The 21,190-nt window shown below is 66.9% G+C and carries 19 protein-coding genes; 7 read left to right on the top strand and 12 right to left on the bottom strand.

The window, feature by feature from the left end:
* Positions 1-132: 132 nt before the first annotated feature.
* The 10 genes from G6N07_RS18035 to G6N07_RS18080 all read right to left on the bottom strand — a co-directional run bounded on the left by G6N07_RS18035 (position 133) and on the right by G6N07_RS18080 (position 7,711).
* Positions 133-1,002 (bottom strand): rhomboid family intramembrane serine protease, encoded by an 870-nt coding sequence (locus G6N07_RS18035; RefSeq protein ID WP_085186943.1) that lies wholly within the window; start codon positions 1,000-1,002, stop codon positions 133-135.
* Positions 999-1,196: a hypothetical protein gene (locus G6N07_RS18040; protein ID WP_085186941.1), complete on the bottom strand. Its 198-nt coding sequence runs from the start codon at positions 1,194-1,196 to the stop codon at positions 999-1,001. Before G6N07_RS18040 ends, G6N07_RS18035 begins: the two co-directional genes overlap by 4 nt.
* 462 nt (positions 1,197-1,658) lie before the next feature.
* On the bottom strand, positions 1,659-2,168 hold the full coding sequence (locus G6N07_RS18045) for an ATP-binding protein (protein ID WP_235849488.1): 510 nt from the start codon (positions 2,166-2,168) through the stop codon (positions 1,659-1,661).
* The gene (locus tag G6N07_RS18050) at positions 2,165-2,410 is read right to left on the bottom strand and encodes an STAS domain-containing protein (RefSeq protein ID WP_308214552.1); all 246 of its coding nucleotides are present in this window, start codon (positions 2,408-2,410) and stop codon (positions 2,165-2,167) included. Before G6N07_RS18050 ends, G6N07_RS18045 begins: the two co-directional genes overlap by 4 nt.
* A 371-nt stretch (positions 2,411-2,781) precedes the next feature.
* Positions 2,782-3,510: a hypothetical protein gene (locus G6N07_RS18055; protein ID WP_163784259.1), complete on the bottom strand. Its 729-nt coding sequence runs from the start codon at positions 3,508-3,510 to the stop codon at positions 2,782-2,784.
* On the bottom strand, positions 3,507-4,400 hold the full coding sequence (locus G6N07_RS18060; RefSeq protein WP_085186977.1) for a hypothetical protein: 894 nt from the start codon (positions 4,398-4,400) through the stop codon (positions 3,507-3,509). Before G6N07_RS18060 ends, G6N07_RS18055 begins: the two co-directional genes overlap by 4 nt.
* Positions 4,397-5,383 (bottom strand): vWA domain-containing protein, encoded by a 987-nt coding sequence (locus G6N07_RS18065; protein ID WP_085186980.1) that lies wholly within the window; start codon positions 5,381-5,383, stop codon positions 4,397-4,399. Before G6N07_RS18065 ends, G6N07_RS18060 begins: the two co-directional genes overlap by 4 nt.
* Positions 5,374-5,847 carry a hypothetical protein gene (locus G6N07_RS18070; RefSeq protein WP_085186983.1) on the bottom strand — a complete coding sequence of 158 codons (474 nt, stop codon included), beginning with the start codon at positions 5,845-5,847 and terminating at the stop codon, positions 5,374-5,376. Before G6N07_RS18070 ends, G6N07_RS18065 begins: the two co-directional genes overlap by 10 nt.
* The gene (locus G6N07_RS18075) at positions 5,837-6,706 is read right to left on the bottom strand and encodes a DUF58 domain-containing protein (RefSeq protein ID WP_085186986.1); all 870 of its coding nucleotides are present in this window, start codon (positions 6,704-6,706) and stop codon (positions 5,837-5,839) included. Before G6N07_RS18075 ends, G6N07_RS18070 begins: the two co-directional genes overlap by 11 nt.
* Positions 6,707-6,709: 3 nt before the next feature.
* A complete protein-coding gene (locus G6N07_RS18080) occupies positions 6,710-7,711 on the bottom strand; it encodes an AAA family ATPase (protein WP_085186989.1) in 1,002 nt (333 codons plus the stop codon).
* A gap of 442 nt (positions 7,712-8,153) precedes the next feature.
* Here G6N07_RS18080 and G6N07_RS18085 point away from each other — a divergent pair, with 442 nt between their 5' ends.
* From G6N07_RS18085 to G6N07_RS18115, 7 genes are all read left to right on the top strand, one after another.
* A complete protein-coding gene (locus G6N07_RS18085) occupies positions 8,154-8,918 on the top strand; it encodes a helix-turn-helix transcriptional regulator (protein ID WP_163784262.1) in 765 nt (254 codons plus the stop codon).
* A gap of 552 nt (positions 8,919-9,470) precedes the next feature.
* Positions 9,471-10,685, top strand: coding sequence for an MCE family protein (locus tag G6N07_RS18090; RefSeq protein ID WP_085186996.1), 1,215 nt, complete (start codon positions 9,471-9,473; stop codon positions 10,683-10,685).
* Positions 10,682-11,713 carry an MCE family protein gene (locus G6N07_RS18095; protein ID WP_085186999.1) on the top strand — a complete coding sequence of 344 codons (1,032 nt, stop codon included), beginning with the start codon at positions 10,682-10,684 and terminating at the stop codon, positions 11,711-11,713. Before G6N07_RS18090 ends, G6N07_RS18095 begins: the two co-directional genes overlap by 4 nt.
* A complete protein-coding gene (locus G6N07_RS18100) occupies positions 11,710-13,275 on the top strand; it encodes a virulence factor Mce family protein (protein ID WP_085187002.1) in 1,566 nt (521 codons plus the stop codon). Before G6N07_RS18095 ends, G6N07_RS18100 begins: the two co-directional genes overlap by 4 nt.
* 11 nt (positions 13,276-13,286) lie before the next feature.
* Positions 13,287-14,909: a virulence factor Mce family protein gene (locus G6N07_RS18105; RefSeq protein WP_085187005.1), complete on the top strand. Its 1,623-nt coding sequence runs from the start codon at positions 13,287-13,289 to the stop codon at positions 14,907-14,909.
* Positions 14,910-14,943: 34 nt separating this feature from the next.
* Positions 14,944-16,095, top strand: coding sequence for an MCE family protein (locus G6N07_RS18110; protein ID WP_085187008.1), 1,152 nt, complete (start codon positions 14,944-14,946; stop codon positions 16,093-16,095).
* Positions 16,096-16,098: 3 nt separating this feature from the next.
* The gene (locus G6N07_RS18115) at positions 16,099-17,649 is read left to right on the top strand and encodes an MCE family protein (RefSeq protein ID WP_085187011.1); all 1,551 of its coding nucleotides are present in this window, start codon (positions 16,099-16,101) and stop codon (positions 17,647-17,649) included.
* Between the two features lie 16 nt (positions 17,650-17,665).
* Here G6N07_RS18115 and G6N07_RS18120 read toward each other — a convergent pair whose 3' ends face one another.
* Together G6N07_RS18120 and G6N07_RS18125 are read right to left on the bottom strand one after the other, a co-directional pair.
* A complete protein-coding gene (locus G6N07_RS18120; RefSeq protein ID WP_085187014.1) occupies positions 17,666-20,563 on the bottom strand; it encodes an MMPL/RND family transporter in 2,898 nt (965 codons plus the stop codon).
* On the bottom strand, positions 20,560-20,997 hold the full coding sequence (locus G6N07_RS18125; protein WP_372507575.1) for an MmpS family transport accessory protein: 438 nt from the start codon (positions 20,995-20,997) through the stop codon (positions 20,560-20,562). Before G6N07_RS18125 ends, G6N07_RS18120 begins: the two co-directional genes overlap by 4 nt.
* Between the last annotated feature and the right edge of the window lie 193 nt (positions 20,998-21,190).

Consider the following 21,190-nt stretch of genomic DNA (forward strand, 5'->3'; position numbering starts at 1 on the left):
CGCCGACGTCTGGCACGCTCGCGCCAAAGCCGGACCACAGAATCGGTGCTGAGCAGCAGATCGGCCGGGACACCGAGCTCCTGGTTCCGTCGTGGCAGCGTGACGTGCTGCCACGGGTGCGCCAACAGCGGCTCACCGCACGCCGAACAGGGTGAAGATCTCCTCCGTACGCCACACGACCAGCACCACGAACAGCACCAGGACCGCCGCCGTCACGCCGGCCTGCACGAGGTTGCGGCGGGCGGCGGGCGCATATGCGTACACAGCGGCGATCGCCGCACCGGTGACCAGGCCGCCGACGTGCCCTTGCCAGCTGATGCCCTGTGAGCTGATCAGCGGATACACGAACGTGAACACCAGGTTGAGGATGATGATCGCCGCGATCCCGCGGATGTCGAGGTTGAGCCTACGGGCCACCACGAACATCGCCCCGAACAAGCCGAAAACGGCCCCGGATGCACCGGCGGTCGCGGCGTTCACCGGTGAGAGCAGGTATACCAGCACGGAACCGCCGAGAGCGCTGAGCGCGTACAGCGCGCCGTAGCGCAACTGGCCCAACCACATCTCGAGCGGCGGCCCGACGACGTAGAGCGCCCACATGTTGAACAGCAGGTGCATCGCGCCATAGTGCAGGAACGCCGCGGTGACAAGGCGGTACCACTCACCGTCGGCGACCCCCGGCGTCCACAGCACGAATTCGCGCTCCACCTGACCCGACGTGCTCTGCAGCAGGAACGCCAGCACGTTGACCGCAATGAGGGTGTAGGTGACCACCGGCTTCGAGTCGGACAACCGCCCGCCGAACGGCGCACGGGCGCGCGGCGCCGACCGAGCCGCCTGGCCGACGCAGTCCGGACACTGATGCCCGACGGCGGCCGATCGCATGCACTCCGGGCAGATGAACCGCCCGCACCGGGTGCACTGCACGTAGGTCTGGCGGTCAGGGTGCCGGTAACAGGTCGGCGCCTGGGCCGGAGACTGCCGGTACTGGGGATGGCTCATCGCTTCGATTCCGCATCATCGAGGGTCCCGGACGGTTCCACCCAATTACGACCGCCGCCGGGTGCGACGCGCTCGGCTCGCGGGGAGGAGTGGCACCGTTGGGATCCGCCGTGGTGATCCACCATCGCGTCGAGATTCGTCGTCACCACGCTGACCTCGAAAGCGGGGCTCAACAGGTCGGGCTTCACGGCCACCTCGTCTCCTTGGGTACTCGACGACCATCATGCCAACGGCGCGGTGTGCGGTGCCGTATCCGGGTAGGTGAGACTGCGGGTCAGGGGTGGCTCGGCGCCGCTCAGGCGGGCGACGCCTCCGACGCCTCCTGAGCCGTGTCAGCGCGCGGGATAACACCCTCCGGGTCGCACAACGCCACCAGACGCGACACCGCCCGGCCCGGCATGCCGAAAATCGACGGCTTCGCACACCGCGCGGCGCCTTGGCATTGGCGGCGTCCACCTCACCGCGCACTGCGACGCAGATCCGCTTATACGGTTGCCGTCCCGGCGCGCGCGTGGACAGCGCCAGCCCGCGGGCATGCGGACGAGAGAGACCGTGCAGCCGGGTGATGGTCACGGTGGCGCTCCGTCGGCGGTCGGACGCGGCGTGGAGCCGCCCAGCGCACACCGCTCATCCCCGCCAACATTGACCCAAACCGCTCACGCCTGAGCCGACGCTCTGGACCGCAGGGGGGCGCGGCGTTGGCAGCGGTCGAAGTACAGGTGTACCTGCGTGCCCTGCGGTGTCTGCTCGATGTCGACGCGGTCGGACAGCGCCCGCATCAGCGGGATGCCACGGCCGCGTGAGCGTTGCTGACTCGACGTATCGCTCTGGCGCCACTGGCCACGATCGGCGACCGTGATCGCCAGCGTGCCCGTGTCGGCCGCGTATGAGGTCTGCAGAGTGATGTTGTGGCCCATCTCGCGATCGCGGTATGCGAACTCCGCGGCATTGGACAGCGCTTCGTTCACCACCAGCACGACGTCGCTGGACCGGACGTCGTCCAGTTCGAAATGGTCACAAAGCCAGCGCGCAAACTCCTTCCGCAGGCGCGCCACCGCCTGCGAATCGGCGGCGGCCCTACGAAGTAAGCACACGTCGGCCCCGTCCGGCTGGAGACTCGAAGAACCCATGGTGCGCCCCGGATACCCGATTCGCCGGGGTGTCATTCGGCAAGTTTGCGCAGCGCCGCGTCCAGCGTGGAGAACACGTCGATGACGTCGGGCAGTCCGGTGATCTTCAACGGTCTGCTGATGCCGGGGCCGTCCGCCACCACCGCGAACCGCGCGGCGGGTGTGAGTTCGTGGTGCATGGTGACCAGCACGTGCATCCCCGCCGACGACAGGAACTCCGCATCGCTGAGGTCGACGATCAGACCGGTCGGCTCCTTCTCCCGGGCGGCGCGGATCACGGTGTCCTCCCGGGCGGCGCGGTCAACATGTCGACGGCCCCTGTTACGCGTACCCCTGTGACGCGTACCCCTGTGACGCGTACCCCTGTGACGCTTACCACGGCGACGCGTCCATGCGACTGTTCGACACCGAACTCCTGACCGTCCAACTCTCACCCAATTTCTCGCACCCGCCCCGACGAGATGCGGGCCATGACTGGCAAGGCTGCGGTCTCAACCCTTTCGTCCCCGAAAACAGAGCACGACGGCAACCAGGCGAGCCGACCGGCATCGGCGGGCTTCTCAGGCGGAGGCTTCCGCGGGCACGGCGTCGTGCTTGTCGCCCTGCACGTAGGCGTCAGGCACTTCGTGCGGGTTCACACCCGGCGTGGTCAACTCGCGGAATCCCGCAGGATCTGGCGCAGCCGCTCGATCGGATCCGCCCCTCGCAAATTGAGTTCGCGGGGAGCGTCGGGTTCGGGATCACCGTCGGCACCCACAGTCGGCGGCGGCGGCGGGGGCGGCGGGGGCGGAGGAGGTGGTGGCGGGGCCATCGGCGGCGCATCCCGCAATCCGTCGATCTTTGCCTGCAACCGGGCTGCGGCGTCGGCGCGCACGGCGCGGCGCTCCTGGTCGGGGTCGGTGTTGCCGGCGAAGCAGTTTCCGGGCGCCTGCGCGACGATGCCCAGCGCCTGCGTGTAGAGGTCGCGCGCGTCGGCGTTGCGGCCGATGAACGCGGCGTCGTCACCGCGGCGCTCGCGGACCAGTGTGAGGTTCACCCGCACGGGGCACGACTGTGCGTCGCGGGTGCGGGTGAGCGCCTCGTCGAACAGCGCGTCGGCATCGTCGAGCCGACGCTCGAGGACGGCCTGCGCGCCCTTCACGAATGGCGCCTTGGCCGGTTCGATCACATTGGCGACGCCGAGGATCGCGGCGTCGGTGGCCAGCGATTCGGCGTCGCTGTCGGCATAATCGCGCACCGCGGCGTTGCCCACGAAAACCACCGACAGCAGTTTCACGGCAACCAGCACGACCGCCAGCGCCAGCGGCGTGCTCCAAAGCACTAGCCGCCGCCGAGTCCGCAGCCTCGCCGGAATCCGGCCGGTTCGACGGCGCCTCATGAGCGCACGTCCCGTCGCGCCACCCGGCTGTGCCGCAGTTCCCGGACGCTGAGCCAGATCTCGTTGAGGAGCAACCCCGCGGCCAGCAGACAGAGCAGCCAGTACAGTTCGGTGCGTTCCCCGGCGGGGACGGGCTGGGTCGCTTCTCGCGCATCGGGGCGCGTCTGGAGCGGCGGGAGTTCACCGCCGGCTCGGCGGTCGACATAGGGCACGCCGAGATCGTCGGCGACGCGACGCAGCGTGGCCTCGTCGATCGCACCGTCGGCAGGGTGACCCAGCACGGCGCCCCCGCTCACCGAATCGGCCGGAACGTCGAAGCTGCCCTGGGCGGTGGACGCTCCCGGGGCGCCGGCACCCGCGTACACCACGACGTTGCGTGAGCCCGGGTACTGCTGGGTGGCCTGGATCAACTGATAGCGCAGGATGTTTCCCGGCGCGGCCGCGTCAGAGAGTTCGGGGTTGCCCGGCGGTAGCGCGGTCAGCGCGCTGACCTCGGGTTGCAGGCTCCACACGTCCGGCGACAGCGGCCAGGTGAGGGCCGGCTCCGGCGCGAAGGTGATCAGCGCGAACCGCGCCTCGGGATACCGGCCGAGCAGCGCGTCCATGTCGGAGCGCGCGTCCACGGTGCGGTCAAGCACGAGGAAGAGGTTGGTGTTGGCGCCGCTACCGCGCTCACCCGCCTCGTCGTCGGTCGCCGTGAGGGCCGGGCGGGTGGTGGCAAGGAGCAGGAAGGTGACCGCGAGAGTCATGGCACCCCACCGTGCCAGCGCACTCCTGCGGTGCGCCCCGGTCGCGGCGAGCCCCTGGCGCAAGGTCACCAGGCGGGCGCCGACGAGCGCGACCGCGACGACGGCGAAGATCTCGAACGGGATGATCGGGTCGAAGGTCATCGACGCAGCACCACCAGCGTCACACTGAGCGTCGCGGTGACCACCAGCACCACGGCCAGCACCACAACCGGCGCGTCCTGGGTCTGCCCGGTCACCCGGGTCCCGTCGGCCAGCACCAGCGGGGCCGGCCGGTCGTTGATCCGCTCGAGGCCGTCGCGCACTGCGCCTTCGGTTTCGCCGAGCACGAATTGGCCGTCGGTCTGCTCGGCCAGTGCGCGCAGCGCTGCATCCTCGCCGGAGGCGATCACGTTGATCTGGGCGCCCGCGGCGTCGGCCAGGTCGGCGACATGTTCTGCGCCGAAGAGCGCGGGTCGTTGCTCGCTCGGTGCCCGCAGAGACGGCGGCCCGAGATATATCACCGAGCGGCGGTGCGAACTCTTCTGCTGGAAGTCAGGAAATCCGGTGAGGCACAATGACAGAACGTCCTCCACGCTGGCCGCATAGTCGGTGTAGGTGACCGGCGCGGAGAACTGGTCGATCAGGGCGCGTTCCGGGTCCGGCACTGCGGACGCCGCGGACAGGTCGTTGAACCGTCCGGCCGCGTACTGGTAGTCACGGGTGAGCGGCACGACCCGGGTGTTCACCGATGTCAGGCCGACCCGCTCGGTCTGGAAGGTGCCGGCCCGCTCGGCGAAGTGACCCAGTAACGCGCCGGTCGTCGGCTCGGTGACCGGGTCCGCGACGCACAGCATCACGTCTTCGGGGTGCGCACGGGCGAACGTCTCGTCGGCGCCGGTCGGCCGGGCCGCGGCCACCGCGGCCGCACCGAACAACACGACCAGCAGCACCAGTGTGGCCACCGTGGACACCGAGCGCAACCGCGCCGCGCGGGCGTACTCCGGCAGCCGGATCAGCCGGTCGACGTTCGCCAGCGGCCGCAGGCTGCGCCGGTCCGGCGCCAGCGGAAGCACGATCGCCAGCGCAAAACAGGCGAGCAGCCCGAGCAATCCGATCACCGCGATCGGCCACCACCTCAAATCCATGTGCGCACCAGCTCCTGCGCACGGGCGCCCAGTTGCCCGACGTCGGCGGGTGGGGCGGCGGTGAACCGAGCGTCCCCCAGGTCGGCCAGCACCGGGGCCGCCGCGCTGGCGCTGCTGCCTTCGAGGGCGTCGATCTGCATGTACTGTGCGCGCACACCGGTCGCCTGATGCAGGAAGCTGCGCAGGACACGGCTGATGGCGGCGCAGGCGTCGGCCGCAGACATCCGTCCGGCTTCGTGGTCGGCGGTGATGTCGGCGATGCGGGCGGCGTACCGGCGCCGCAGCAGCCGGGCATGCACCGGACCGACGACGGGGCGCCCGCGCAGCCGATCCGAAGGGAGGGTGGCGATGAACACCAGTGCAAACCAGGCGGTCACGAGAACCAGCAGAAGCACCGCCGTCCACAACCACCATGGCCAGTACGGGGTCGGGCCGATCACATGCCGCAGCAACTCATCGCGCACGAGCGAGCACCTCGCTGAGTGCGACGAGTTCGCGGCGGATGTCCGCGCTGCCGGACAGCGTGGTGTACCGGATGGCGTGCCGGGTCAGCAGGGCGTCGAGTCTGCGTAGGCGGGCCTTTTCCGCGCGACGGTACGCGGCGACCACTCGTCTGCCGAGCGTGGCACCGTTGAGGACGACCTTGCCCGTCGAAACGTCATAGCCGTCAGCGTCTTCGGGCCCGCCAAGCGGCGACATGTCCGACGTCATGAGCCACATGACGTCGTGGCGGGCGGACAGCCGGCTCAGGATCTCGTCGAGGCGCCCGGTGGTGTCCGGTTCGTCGGACACCACGACGACGAGCCTACTGTGACCGTAATGGCTTGCCACGTAGTCCAGTTGACACGTGATGTCACTCGGTCCGGGCTCGGCGAGGCTGTGCTGGTACCAGCGGTGCAGCAGGCTCTCGACGTGGTTCTCACCTCGGCGGGCCGGTACGTGAGCGCAACCGCCTGCATCGCCGAACACCATCCCCACCTCGTCGAGGCGGTTCAGGCTGATCAGTCCGACGGCCCCCATGGCATGGGCGGCGACGTCGCGTTTGCACTCCGCACTTGGCGACAGCGCGGACATGTTGCGGCCGGCGTCGGCGACCAACAGAATCTTGTGGTGTTTCTCGGAGACGAACCGCTTGATCAGCACACTGCCCGAACGCGCCGACGCCTTCCAGTCGATGTCGCGGACGTCATCGCCGGGGACGTACGGGCGTAGATCGTCGAATTCCAGGCTGCGCGTGTGCAACAGCGCATACCGGCCGCCGTCGAGCAGTCCGCGGGTGTCCTTGCCGAAGTGCGCCCGGGCTCGGTTCAGGTGCTTGCCCACAGGTTAGGGCACCCGCACGGCCTGTAACACGGCGTCGATGACACGGTCGGCGGTGACGTCGGCGTTGGCCGCTTCGAATCCGAGGATCAGCCGGTGGCGCAGGACGCGGTGCGTCACCGCAGCGACATCCTCCGGCAATACGTGTGCGCGCCCGGCCAGCACCGCGCGCGCGCGGGCCGCCTGGCAGAGGGCGATGGTGGCGCGTGGACTGGCCCCGTAGGAGAGGAACCGCGCGATCTGCGCGGGGAGGTATTGTTCGGGGCGGCGCGTCACCTCGACGAGGCGGCTGGCGTACTGCACCAGCACCGGGTCCATGTGGACGCCCCGCACCACGTGCTGCGCACGCCGGACGTCGTCGAGACCGACGACCGGCGCGGTGTGGTGGTCGGTGTCGTAGACGCCCGCGTCGATGCGGGCCATCACCTCGACCTCTTCGTCGATGGTCGGGTACTCCAGCAGGTCCTTGATCATGAACCGGTCGGTCTGGGCCTCCGAGAGCGGGTATGTGCCCTCCTGGTCGACGGGGTTCTGGGTCGCGATGACCAGGAACGGTTCGGGCAGCGGGTGAACCTGGCCGGCGATGGTCGTCTGGCGTTCCTCCATTGCCTCGAGCATCGCGCTTTGCGTCTTGGCGCTCGAGCGGTTGATCTCGTCGAGCAGCACGATGTTGGCGTGCACCGGGCCCAATTGGGTCACAAACCTGTTGGTGGCCGAGTCGTAGATCTGGGTACCGACGATGTCGCTGGGCAACAGGTCGGGCGTGCATTGGATGCGCTGGAAGGCGCCGTCGATCGCGGCGGCGATGACCCGCGCGGCGGTGGTCTTCGCCAGGCCGGGCACGCTCTCGATGAGGATATGCCCGCCGGTCAGCAGGGCGATCAGCAGCGACTCGCGCAGATTCTGCTGGCCGACCACCTTGGCGGCGAAAGCGTCGCCGACCGCGCGAACGACGCGCTGTGTCTCGGCCAGGGATCGCTGATCGGGTCGTATTCGTACGGCAGTCATGTTCGGCGTGGATTACCCCGGGCGCGCGTTCTCACACCTGTGGGCGGCAGCGGCGGCTACGCCAGAGGCGAACACCCGCGACGACCGGGGAACTGCGCCGCTCGATCGGCAACCTCACGTTCGACCGCGTCCTCGCCCGTTGACCGGGTTTTCGTCACGGCGGAGGCGTTTCCTGGCTGCGCGGCTGCGCGGCTGCGCGGCTGCGCGGGTGCGCGGGTGCGCGGGTGCGCGCGAAGTGCTCGGCAGCGATGCAATCCTGCAAATCGGACATCTGCTGGCGGGCGGCGTTGTAGCGTCTGCCGGGGAAGTCAGTACCGTCGCGGGGAGGTTGTCGGTGAGGGCGGGCAAACGTAAGAAGCGGCAGCCGAACCGGCAGCACGCCTAGTCGTGTCGACTGTTTGGGTTCGAGATGGCGTCTGCTCCACAAGGGTCGGTAGAAAGGATGTCCGCACCCGCACTCGAGTGCCTACAAGATGTGCTCGATATCGAGGTCGGTGCGTCGGCGCGAACCGACGGCCTGAGGATTTTGTGCCAGTTCGGCGCCGACCTCGTGAAAGCTGATGCCGGCAGCTATATCGATCTGCGGTGGGGCGCTGCCGAGGCCTGCTGGTGCGCTTGGTACAGACACCGGTCGGCCCACACCGTCCTGCAGCACCAGCGGGAGAACCCGGTGCCGCCGGGGCAGGAATGGTGGATCGTCAGCGTCACCAGACGCCGGGTTTATGACAAGCTGGGCGCCGGGCACCTGGCCGAGTTGCCGCTGCGCACCAGCGCCGCCTCGCCGAGTTTGATGGTGCTGAAGCGACAGCAGCCGTTCGAGGACTCCGACACTGAGGCGCTGGCGCGCTCCCGATCCGCGCTCCTGCTCATCGAGGCACTCGTCGACCGCCTGTTCCCGCGGGATGCCGCCCCCTCGAGCGCACCGGAAGACTGCACCGTGCAACTCACTTCCCGCGAACGCGAGGTGCTGGAGATGCTCAGTGAGGGGCTGCTGGCCCGATCGATCGCGGCGCGGCTGGAGGTTTCCGAGCGCACCGTGCACAAGCATCTCGGCAGCGTCTACCGGAAGCTCGATGCGCACGACAGACTTCTCGCCGTACGACGCGCACAGTCACTCGGAATGCTGCATACGACCGCGACAGGCCGCGAGGCGCTCCCCGGCGTCGTCTCCAGCGGAGTGGTCTACGAACTCGGCCAGATCACGTGAGCCCAGTGTCGTAGCCCGGTGACCGAAGGTTATCGGGCCCGTAAATTGTGGCTCCGAACGCCGATATTCAGAGGGCTTGCAGTATTCGCCGGTCAATCCGGTGATGGGCGGGCCCATGCCTCCCGGTCGATGTGGTGGCTGGCGGCGACGGCCTAGGGCTTGGTGGTGTCGAGTGGCCGTATCCCGCCGGTGTCGGCCTGCCGGTCGGGTTACTGGTTGGAGCCCTTGGGGTTCGGCGCACTCCCCCAAACCTGTTGCGCCTCAAGCTCAACCGATTGCTGTAGGGGCTGCCACGGCTCCTCGACGAACGTCGCGACGAGGATCCGGACCGCTCGATACACCACACCCTGCAATTTGACCGCGCCTTGGTATGCGTACTTCTACGCATAGGTGAAGGACTGGAGCTGTATGGACACTCGATGCCGTGAAGCAGCGTCTGACGGTGGAGATGCGACGGCGGCCTCCGGGGCCGCCTACCAGCCCGGAATTGTCCGGGTTCTCGGCCCCTGGTGAATCCACACCCGAGCCCCTCGCCGGGTCGACGGTGGCGACATGACAGCACCGTTGAACGATCCCCGGATACCGTCGTACAAGCGGGCCGGCTTGGCGCTGTCGGTGGTCGCCGCCCTGGTGCTGAGCCTGGTTTATCTGCAGTTCCGAGGAGAGTTTCTCGATCGCACGCAGCTCACTTTGATGGGTGCACGCGCCGGTTTGTCGATGGAGCCGGGCGCCAAGGTCACCTACAACGGGGTGGAGATCGGCCGCGTGTCCGCCGTGGATGCGGTCACCGTCGGGCAGGAACCCAAAGCCAAGATCACGCTGGCGGTGGACACGAAATACCTCGGACTGATACCCAGAAACGTCGATGCCAGCGTTGACGCCACCACCGTGTTCGGCAACAAATACGTCAACTTCTCATCGCCGGAAAGCCCTGTGGTCCAACGGATCAGTCCCTCCGACGTCATCGACGTGACGGCGGTGACCACCGAGTTCAACACGCTCTTCGAGACGATCGTGTCGGTGGCCGAGAAGGTCGACCCGATCAAGCTCAACCAGACCCTGACCGCCACCGCCGAGGCGCTCGACGGGCTGGGCGAGCGATTCGGGCAGTCGATCGTCGACGGCAACGCGATCCTCGCCGACCTGAACCCACGGATGCCGCAGATCCGGCGGGACAACGAGTTGCTGGCCGACCTTGGCGACGTGTACGCCGACGCCGCCCCGAATCTGTTCGACGGCCTGGAAAACGCCGCCACCACTGCACAGACCCTCAACGAGCAGCGCGACAACCTCGACCAAGCATTGATGGCCACACTCGGCTTCGGCAACACCGGCGCCGACATCTTCGAGCGCGGCGGACCGTATCTGGTCCGCGCCGCCGAAGATCTCGTGCCTACCTCGAAATTGTTGGACACGTACAGTCCGGCGCTGTTCTGCACTGTCCGCAACTTCCACGACGTCGAACGCAAGGTCGCAGTGGCAGAGGGCGGCTCTAACGGCTACTCCATCAACGTTGCCGCATCTCTGACCGGATCGGAGAACCCCTATGTCTATCCGGATAACCTGCCGCGCGTGAACGCGCGCGGTGGTCCGGGAGGCCGGCCGGGCTGCTGGCAGCCGATCACCCGCGAGCTGTGGCCCGCTCCTGCCCTGGTGATGGACAACGGGGCCACGATCGCGCCCTACAACCACTTCGAGTTGGGCCAGCCGCTCCTGATCGAATACGTGTGGGGGCGCCAGGTCGGGGAGAACACGATCAACCCATGAAAATCACCGGTACCGCCTTCAAGCTCGGCGCCGCCTCGCTGGTGCTGCTGCTGTTCACCGCGCTCATCGTCGTGGTGTTCGGCCAGATGCGGTTCAACCACACCACCGGGTACTCGGCCATCTTTTCCAACGCCAGCGGCCTGCGAGCCGGTCAGTTCGTGCGCGCATCCGGCGTCGAGGTAGGCAAGGTCGCCAGGGTGGAACTGATCAGCGGCGGTACGCAGGCGAAAGTCGACTTCGAGGTGGACCGGTCGCTGCCGCTATTGGAGGGAACCACGGCCTCGATTCGCTATCTGAACCTGATCGGCGACCGCTATATGGAACTGACGCGCGGCGACAGCGGCAAGCCGTTGCCCGACGGCGGCACCATCCCGATCGAACGCACCCAGCCTGCGCTGGATCTCGACGCTTTGATCGGCGGGTTCCGGCCGGTGTTCCGGGCGCTGGACCCCGCCAAGGTCAACAACATCGCGCAGTCGCTGGTGACGATCTTCCAAGGCGAGGGCGGCACCATCAACGACATCCTCGACCAGACCGCCTCACTCACCACCGCGTTGGCCGACCGGGACCAGGCCATTGGCGAAGTGATCCGCAATCTCAACACCGTGCTCGACACGACCGTCAAGCACCAGCAGCAGTTCGATGAGACCCTGCAGAATTTCGAGGCGCTGATCACCGGCCTGAAGAACCGGGCCGACCCGATCGCCACTTCGGTCGCCGACTTCAGCGACGCCGCCGGCACGCTGAGCGATCTGCTCGCCGACAACCGTCCGCTGCTGCAGAGCACCGTCGGCCATCTGGAGGGTCTCCAGCAGCCGTTGATCGACCAGCAGGCACAGCTCAACGACCTACTCGTCAGGGTGCCGTCGGCGTTGAAGATCATCGGACGCGCCGGTGGTGTCTACGGCGACTTCTTCAACTTCTACATTTGCGATATCGCGTTGCAACTCAACGGCTTGCAGCCCGGTGGCCCAGTGCGCACTGTCAGGGTCACCTCGCAGCCGTCAGGGCGGTGCACGCCGCAATGAGGACGCTTCAGGGGTCAAGTCGGGGCCGCAACGGGTTGAAGGGCATCCTCATCCTCATCCTCGTCGTCGGCGTGGGTCAAAGTGTCGCCGACGTGCCGGTGCTGTTCGCGACGCCGACGTACTACGCCGAGTTCTCCGACACCGGCGGGATCAACCCCGGCGACAAGGTGCGCATCGCCGGCGTGGACCTCGGGTCGGTGCGGTCGATGGACATCGACGGCGACAAGGTCGTGATCGGCTACTCGCTGGGTGGCACCCAGATCGGCACCGACAGCCGGGCGGTGATCCGCACCGACACCATCCTGGGTCGGCGCAACCTCCAGATCGAGCCGCGCGGCGCGGAACCGCTGCGCGTCAATGGCATGCTTCCGCTGGGGCAGACCACCACGCCGTATCAGATCTACGACGCGTTCTTCGACGTGACCAAGGCGGCCTCGGGCTGGGACACCCAGACCGTCAGGCGGTCACTGAACGTGCTGTCGGAAACCATCGACCAAACATATCCCCACCTGAGCGCCGCGCTCGACGGGGTGGCCCGGTTCTCCGACACCATCGGCGAACGCGACGACGACATCGAACACTTGTTGGCCAACGCCAACAAGATCGCCACTGTCCTGGGTGACCGCAGCGAGCAGATCAACGCGTTACTGGTCAACGCGCAGGCATTGCTGGCCGCGATGAACGACCGCGGCCAGGCGATCGACCAGCTGCTCGAACGGGTTTCGGCCGTATCACAGCAGGTGATGGGCCTTATCGACGACAACCCGAACCTCAACCGGGTACTTGAGCAGCTGCGCACCGTCAGCGACATTCTGGTCGCGCGCCAAACCGACTTGGCCGACGCGCTCACCACGGTGAGCACCTTCATCGCCTCGTTGGCCGAAGCGCTGGGTTCCGGGCCCTACTTCAAGGTGCTGTTGGCCAATCTCCTGCCCTACCAGATCCTGCAGCCGTTCGTCGACGCCGCCTTCAAGAAGCGCGGCATCGACCCCGAGCAGTTCTGGCGCGACGCCGGCCTGCCGGCATTCCGGTTCCCTGATCCCAACGGCCAGAGGTTCTCCAACGGGGCGCCGCCGCCGGCGCCGGTTCCGCTGGAGGGAACACCGGAGCATCCCGGCCCTGCGGTGCCACCCGGTTCACCCTGCTCCTACACCCCGCCGCCCGACGGCCTGCCACGGCCAGGGGACCCCTTGCCCTGCGCCGATCTGACCCAGGGGCCGTACGGGCCGGTGCCCGGTGGCTATGGGCCGCCGAACGTGGCGACTTCACAGCCGAATGCGCATGGCCCGCAGCCGTCGCCGGGTGTACCGAGCGCGGCGATCCCGGGCCAGCCGTCACCCGACGTTCCAGGGGCGCCCCCACCGTCAACGGCGCCCGGCCCGCCCGGTGCGCGCACGGTGCCGCAGCCTTCCGCACCGGCCTTCACACCGGCTATCGCCCCGTTACCGCCGGCGCTGCCCCCGCCGCCCGCACCGGGCCCCGGTCCGCAATTGCCGCCGGTCGGCAGTGCCCCGCTACCGGGCAACCCGCCGTTTCTGCCGCCAGGATCGCAGCAAGGATAGGACGACAGCTGATGTCAACAATCTTCGACATGCGAAATCTGCGGCTGCCCGAATTGTCCCGAGCATCGGTGATCATCGGCGCACTGATCGTGGTGCTGGCCATCGTGTCCGCCTTCTTGGGATGGAACTTCTACCAGAGGCTCACCACCAACACGGTCGTCGCCTACTTCTCCGACACGCTGGCGTTGTACTCGGGCGACAAGGTCCAGATCATGGGGGTCAAGGTCGGCTCGATCGACGGCATCGAACCCGCCGGCGACAAACTCAAGGTCACCTTCCACTACGACAGCAAGTACCCGGTGCCGGCCAACGCCACCGCATCGATCCTCAACCCCAGCCTGGTCGCGTCGCGCGCCATCCAGCTGGCCCCGCCCTACACCGGTGGGCCCGTGATGGAGGACAACGCGGTGATCCCGATCGAGCGCACCCAGGTGCCGGTCGAGTACGACGAGCTGCGCGACTCCATCAACCGCATCCTGACCGATCTGGGTCCCACACCCGAGCAGCCCAAGGGGCCGTTCGGCGACATCATCGAATCGGCCGCAGACGGACTCGCCGGCAAGGGCGAGCAACTCAACACGACGCTGAGTTCACTGTCCGACGCGGTGTACACCCTCAACGAGGGCCGCGGCGACCTGTTCGGCGTCATCAAGAGTTTGGCGCTGTTCGTCAACGCGCTACACCGAAGTGACCAACAGTTCGTCGCACTCAACGACGACCTCGCTCAGTTCACCGACGCGTTCACCAACACCGACCAGGAACTGGCCACCGCGCTCACCGACCTGAACCAACTGCTGTCGGACACCCGGCAGTTCCTCGACGACAACGGCGACGTACTGACCCACGACGTCGACAACCTGGCCCAGGCCACCACCGCGATTTTGCAGCCCGAACCCAAGAATGGTTTGGAGAACATCCTCCATGTGGTTCCGACCTACGGGTCCAATGTGCTGAACATGTACGAACCGACGCACAGCAATCTCTCCGGTCTGCCGGTGATCGCCAACTTCGCCAACCCCATGCAGTTCATCTGCAGCGCGATCCAGGCCGGCAGCCGCTTGGGGTACCAGGACTCGGCCGAGCTGTGCGCGCAGTATCTCGGGCCCATCCTCGACGCGATCAAATTCAACTTTCCCCCCTTCGGCCTGAACGCCATAAGCACCGCCAGCACGCTGCCCAAGCAGATCGCCTATTCCGAGGACCGGTTGCGACCGCCACCGGGATACAAGGACACCACCGTGCCGGGCATCTGGGCGCGTGACACCCTGTTCAGCCACGGCAACCACGAACCGGGATGGATCGTCGCGCCCGGCATGCAGGGCGTCGAGGTGCAGCCGTTCACCGCCAACATGCTCACCCCCGACTCGCTGGCCGAGTTGATGGGTGGCCCGGACATCGTGCCGCCGCCGGCACCGCCCGCGTTCGGGGTGCCGCCCGGCGGGAACCTGCCGGGCCCGCCGAACTCCTACGACGAGCACAACCCGCTGCCCCCGCCGTGGTACCCACAACCCGGGCCGCCACCTGCTGCGGCCCCCGGCGTGATACCCGGCGACCCGCTCACCGCAACCGCGCCCCCGGTGGCGGCCGCACCGATCCCCGCCGGACCGCTGCCAGCCGAGGCAGGAGCACGGTGATGGGGGGCTGCTCACGCCCAGAAGGGGAGCCGCGATGAAACCGGGCAGCGTGATCGCAATCGCCCGCCGTACCGTCTGCTTCATCGCGGTGGCGGCGGTGCTCACCTCGTGCGGGAGCTGGCGCGGTATCGGCAATGTCGCGCTGCCGGGCGGGCCGGGCACCGGGTCAGAGCGGATGACCATCTACGTTGAGACGCCGAATACGTTGGCGCTCAACGTCAACAGCCGGGTACGGGTCGCCGACGTCTACGTCGGCCGGGTGCGGTCGATCGAGCTGAAGAACTGGGTGGCAACCCTGACCCTGGACCTGCAGCCCGACGTCACGCTGCCGCAGAACACGCTGGCCAAGATCGGGCAGACTACCCTGCTGGGCACCCAGCACGTGCAGCTGGATCCCCCACCGCAGCCCTCACCGCAACTGCTGAAAACCGGCGACACCATTGCGCTGCGTAACAGTTCGGCGTTCCCCACCACCGAACGGGTGCAGGCCAGCATCGCCACCATCTTGACCGGCGGCGGCATCCCGAACCTCGAGGTGATCCAGACCGAGATCAACAATGTGCTCACCGGCCGTGCCGACCAGGTCCGCGAGTTCCTCCACCAGTTGGACACCTTCACCGACGAACTCAACAAGCAGCGCGACGACATCACCCGCGCGATCGAGTCGACCGACCGGCTGCTGGCCATCGTCGCGCAGCGTAACGACACGCTGGACCGGGTGCTCACTGAATTCCCGCCGCTGATCCGGCATTTCGCCGACACCCGCGAACTGTTCGCCGACGCCGTCGAGGCGCTGGGCCGGCTCAGCGTTGCAGCCGACAACGCGCTGGCGCCGACCGGCGACGACCTGCACACGAACCTGGTGAGCCTGCAACGCCCGCTCAAGCAGCTGGGCAAGGCATCGCCGTACGTGATAGGCGCGCTCAAACTAATCCTGACCGCGCCGTTCTCCATCGAGAACGTCCCGAAGATCGTTCGCGGCGACTACCTCAACGTGTCGGCAACGATCGACCTGACGCTGTCCACGGTGGACAACGCACTTCTCACCGGGACCGGGTTTTCCGGGTCCTTACGCGCGCTCGAGCAGGCCTGGGGCCGCGACCCGGCCACCATGATCCCGGATGTGCGTTTCACCCCGAACCCCCACGACGCCCCGAACGGGCCGCTGGTCGAGAGGGGTGAGTGAGCAGTGCTCACCCGTTTCATCAAGATCCAGCTGGTGCTGTTCACCATTCTCACGATCGTCGCGATCGTGGCGCTGGGCTGGTACTACCTGCGGGTCCCCACACTGCTCGGCATCGGCCAGTACACCCTGTACGCCGAGCTGCCCCGGTCCGGCGGTCTGTACGACACCGCCAACGTCACCTACCGCGGCATACAGATCGGGAAGGTCACCGCGGTGGAACCCACCGATGACGGCGCGCGTGCCGAGATGAGTATTGACAGCCGCTACAAAGTCCCGATCGACGCGGCGGCGAACGTACATTCCGTCTCGGCGATCGGCGAGCAATACCTCGACCTGGTCTCGACCGGCGACTCCGACCAGTACTACCGCGACGGCCAAACCATCGCCGACAGCACAGTACCCACCGAGGTGGGGCCCGCGCTCGACGCCGCCAACAGAGCACTCGCCGTGCTGCCCCAGGGCAAGATCGACTCCCTGCTCACCGAGACGTCGACAGCCGTCGGCGGACTGGGTCCGGCGCTGCAGCGACTGGTCGACTCGACGACGAACGTGGCGCGGGGTTTCAAGGACAACCTGCCGGCGGTCAACGACCTCATCGTGAACTCGACCCCGATCCTCGAGAGTCAAACGAATTCGGGCGACGCCATCGAGCGTTGGTCGGCCGGCCTCAACACCCTGGCTGGGCAGTCAGCCGCTCAGAATGAGGCGTTGCGCAGCGGCCTCGAGCAAGCCGCCCCCACCGCTGATCAGTTCAACGCCGTCTTCAGCGATGTCCGGGAGTCACTGCCGCAGACCCTGGCGAACCTCACGGTGGTCACCGACATGCTCAAGCGCTACAACCGCAATCTCGAGCAGACGCTGGTCATCCTGCCCCAGGGCGGCGCGGTCGCACAATCGGTTGTGCTGCCGTTCGACAAATACGCCAAGATCGATTTCAACCTAGGCCTCAACCAGCCACCCGCATGCCTGACCGGGTTCGTGCCGGCATCAGAATGGCGCTCGCCTGCCGACACCACCACCGCACCGCTGCCGAAAGGCAATTACTGCAAGATCCCGAAGGACGCGCAGGCTAACGTCGTTCGCGGCGCACGCAACTACCCCTGCGTCGACGTGCCGGGCAAGCGGGCCGCGACGGTCCAGGAATGCCGAAGCGGTGAACCCTACGTTCCGCTGGGCACCGACCCATGGTACGGCGATCCCAACCAGATCGTGTCTTGCCCGGCACCGGGCGCCCGCTGTGACCGCGGGGTGGACCCCGGCCGGGTCATCCCCGCCCCGTCGATCAACAACGGCCGTAATCCGCTGCCCGCGGATCAGCTGCCCGCGCCGCCCTCACCGGTCAGCGACCCGCTCAGCCGGCCCGGCCAAGGTCGCGTCACATGCAGCGGACAACAGCCCAATCCGTGCGTGTACACACCGGCACCGGGTATGACGGCGACATACAGTCCCGCCAGCGGTGAGGTGGTCGGCCCCGACGGCGTCCGCTACTCGGTCACCGACTCAAGCGATCTGCGACACGACAGCTGGAAGCAGTTGCTGGGTTTCGCCGACTGAACGCGCCGCCTGCCCGTCAGACGCTGCTGACAGGTTCGGGCGCCTTCGGCGGTGGCGAAGGCCACGGCGACGGCACCGGCTGGTTGCGCACCCGCTGCGGCCACCAGAACCACTTGCCCAGCAGCGCCGCGATCGACGGCGTCATGAAGGCGCGGATAACCAGGGTGTCGAACAGCAGGCCCAGGCCGATGGTGGTGCCGACCTGGGCGATGACCGTCAGCTCACTAACCGCCATCGACATCATCGTGAAGGCGAACACCAGACCTGCCGAGGTCACCACCGAACCGCTGCCGCCCATGGCCCGGATGATGCCGGTTCGCAGGCCCGCGTGAATCTCCTCCTTGAGGCGGGAGACCAGTAGCAGGTTGTAGTCCGCGCCGACCGCCAGGAGGATGATGACCGACATCGCCATCACCATCCAGTGCAGTTCGATGCCGATGATGTGCTGCCAGATGAGTACCGACAGACCGAACGAGGCGCCCAGCGACAACACCACCGTGCCGACGATCACCGCCGAGGCGACCACGCTTCGGGTGATCAACAGCATGATGATGAAAATCAGTGCGAGCGAGGCGATTGCGGCGATCAGCAGGTCATAGGTGTTGCCGTCGTTCATGTCCTTGAACATCGCCGCGCTACCGCCGAGGTAGATCGTCGAGCCTTCCAGCGGGGTTCCCTTGACCGCCTCCTTGGCGGCGGTTTCGATCTTGTCGATCTTGGCGATGCCCTCCGGCGTCAGCGGATCACCGTCGTGGCTGATGATGAACCGCACCGACTTGCCGTCCGGCGAAATGAACTGTTCCAAACCGCGTTGGAAGTCCGCGTTGTCGAACACCTCGGGCGGCAGATAGAACGAGTCGTCGTTCATCGACGCGTCGAACGCTTCACCCATCTCGCTCGAATCCGCCTGCATCGCCGACATCTGATCCTGAATGCCCTTCTGGGTGGAGTGCATGTTCAGCATCATGACTTTCATGGTCTTCATCGTCGCGATCATCTTCGGCATCAGCGCGACCATCTGCGGCATCAGCGTGTCGAGGCGTTCCATGTCAGGGATGATCGCCTTGAAGTCGTCGGTCATCACGTTGATGCCGTCGAGGGTGTCGAACACCGACCGGATCGCGAAGCAGACCGGGATGTTGTAGCAGTGCGGCTCCCAGTAGAAGTAGTTGCGGATCGGCCGGAAGAAGTCGTCGAAATTCGCGATGTAGTCGCGCAATTCCTCGACGTCGACGGTCATGTGCTTCATCTTCGTGACCATGCTGTGCGTGGTCTCGGCCATCTGCACGGTGATGCCCTGCATCGTCTCCATGTTGTCGATGGTCGTCTGCATTTCGGCGGCCTGTTCCAGCATCTGGTCCGTCATGTCCTGGTTGTACTTCTCGGTCAGCTTCTGCTGCGTGCCCTGCATGCTGATCATGAACGGGATCGACGTATGCGCGATCGGCTTGCCGTCCGGCCGCGTGATGGACTGCACCCGTGAGATTCCCTCGACTCGGAACACCGCCTTGGCGATCTTGTCGATGACGAGGAAGTCCGCCGAGTTCCGCAGATCGTGATCGCTTTCGATCATCAGTAGCTCGGGGTTCATCCGGGCATTGGAGAAGTGACGGTCCGCCGCCGCGTACCCCGCGTTGGCGGGCAGGTCCGCAGGCAGGTAGTTCCGGTCGTTGTAGTTCGTCCGGTAGCCGGGCAGCGTCAGTAGGCCGACCAGCGACAGCGCGATGGTGGCGACCAGGACCGGCCCAGGCCAGCGCACGGTCGCGGCGCCGATCTTGCGCCAGCCGCGGACCCGCATCGCCCGCTTGGGCTCGAGCAGGCCGAACTTGCTGGCGACGGTGATCATCGCCGATCCCAGTGTCAGTGCGGTCAACACCACGACGACCATGCCGATCGCCAGCGGAACGCCGAGCGTCTGGAAGTACGGCAGCCGGGTGAAGCTGAGGCAGAACGTGGCGCCGGCGATGGTCAGGCCCGAGCCGACCACGACGTGCGCGGTGCCGTGGAACATCGTGTAGAAGGCGGTCTCCTTGTCCTCGCCGAGACCTCGGGCTTCCTGGTATCGGCCGATCAAGAAGATCGCGTAGTCGGTCGCCGCCGCGATCGCCAGCGTCACCAGGAGGCTGGTGGCGAACGTGGAGAGACCGATGATCTCGTAGTAGCCGAGGAACGACACCACACCGCGCGCCGCGGCCAGCGACAGCACAACGGTGCCGAGCATCAGCACCATGGTGACGATCGAGCGGTAGACCATCAGCAGCATCACGATGATCACCGTGAAGGTGACCATCTCGATCGTCCGCAGGCTGCGGTCGCCAGCGATGTGCTGGTCGGCGGCCAGGGCAGCCGGACCGGTGACGAACACCTGAACCCCCGGCGGCGGCTCGAGGCTGGCGGCGATGTGCTGGACGGCTTCCACCGACTCGTTGGCCAGCGACTCGCCCTGGTTACCGGCCAACTTCACCTGGACGTAGGCGGCCTTGCCGTCGTTGCTCTGCGACCCGGAGGCGGTCATCGGATCGCTCCAGAAGTCCTGGACCGACTGGACGTGCGCGGTGTCGGCTTCGAGCTTGTCGATCATCTGGTCGTAGAACGCGTGCGCGGCGTCCCCGAGTGGCTCTTGACCCTCCAGCACAACCATCACGTTGCTGTCGGAGTCGCCTTCTTCGAAGACCTCGCCGACGCGCTGCATCGAGATCATCGCCGGCGCGTCCTGCGGGCTCATCGACACCGCGCGCATCCGCCCGACTTCTTCGAGCTGCGGGACGATCACGTTGAGGACCGCGATGATGGCGATCCAGCCCAGGATGATCGGCACCGCGAGGGTGCGGATCATCCGGGGGAGGAACGGTCGGCGGTTGTGCTTGGGCGGCGGGAACGCGTCGGTCGGCGCGTCGTGAGTGGGCGCGCTCATGCGGACTTCACAAAGCAGTAGGTCAGGGCGTTCACGCCGGTTGCGGTCCTCTCGTCTTTCACCTCGTCGTCGACGACGATTCGGCAGGTGATCGAATCACCATCACCTTGGGCCAGAATGTTCGGGGCCGCCGAGGGCTCGGTGGTCTGCAGGGTGAGTTCCCAGGGGAGCGATGCGCCGTCCAGCCGTTGCGGTTTGGCATCGAGATCCAGGTAGTTGATGTTGACGTAGCTGCCGCTACCTGTCACCTCGTACCGGACCACCTTAGGGTCGAACGGTTCCGGATCGTCGGCGAACACCCGTGGGGTGACCGTGATGCCTTCGGAGCCGAAGAAGCCCCGGACGCGGTACACGGTGGTCCCCGCGATCAGTACCACGACCAGCACGACCAGTGGTATCCACACCTTTTTGGCGGCACTCAACAATGTTGTCATTTCCCCGACATTCGCTGGCTCATCGTCACGGTCAACCGGCCACACGGAACACGGCCGTGCCACTCGATGTGGCGCTATCTTGTCGCAAAAAACGACGGGCGCGAAACCGCGACCGCGCCCCGCGCGCTTTTGAGGACGCGGCGAGAACCGCGTCACTGCAGCTCATCGCGACTATGGGCACGTCGGTTCCTCC

This window comes from Mycolicibacterium doricum (assembly GCF_010728155.1).
In the GTDB taxonomy this organism is placed as follows: domain Bacteria; phylum Actinomycetota; class Actinomycetes; order Mycobacteriales; family Mycobacteriaceae; genus Mycobacterium; species Mycobacterium doricum.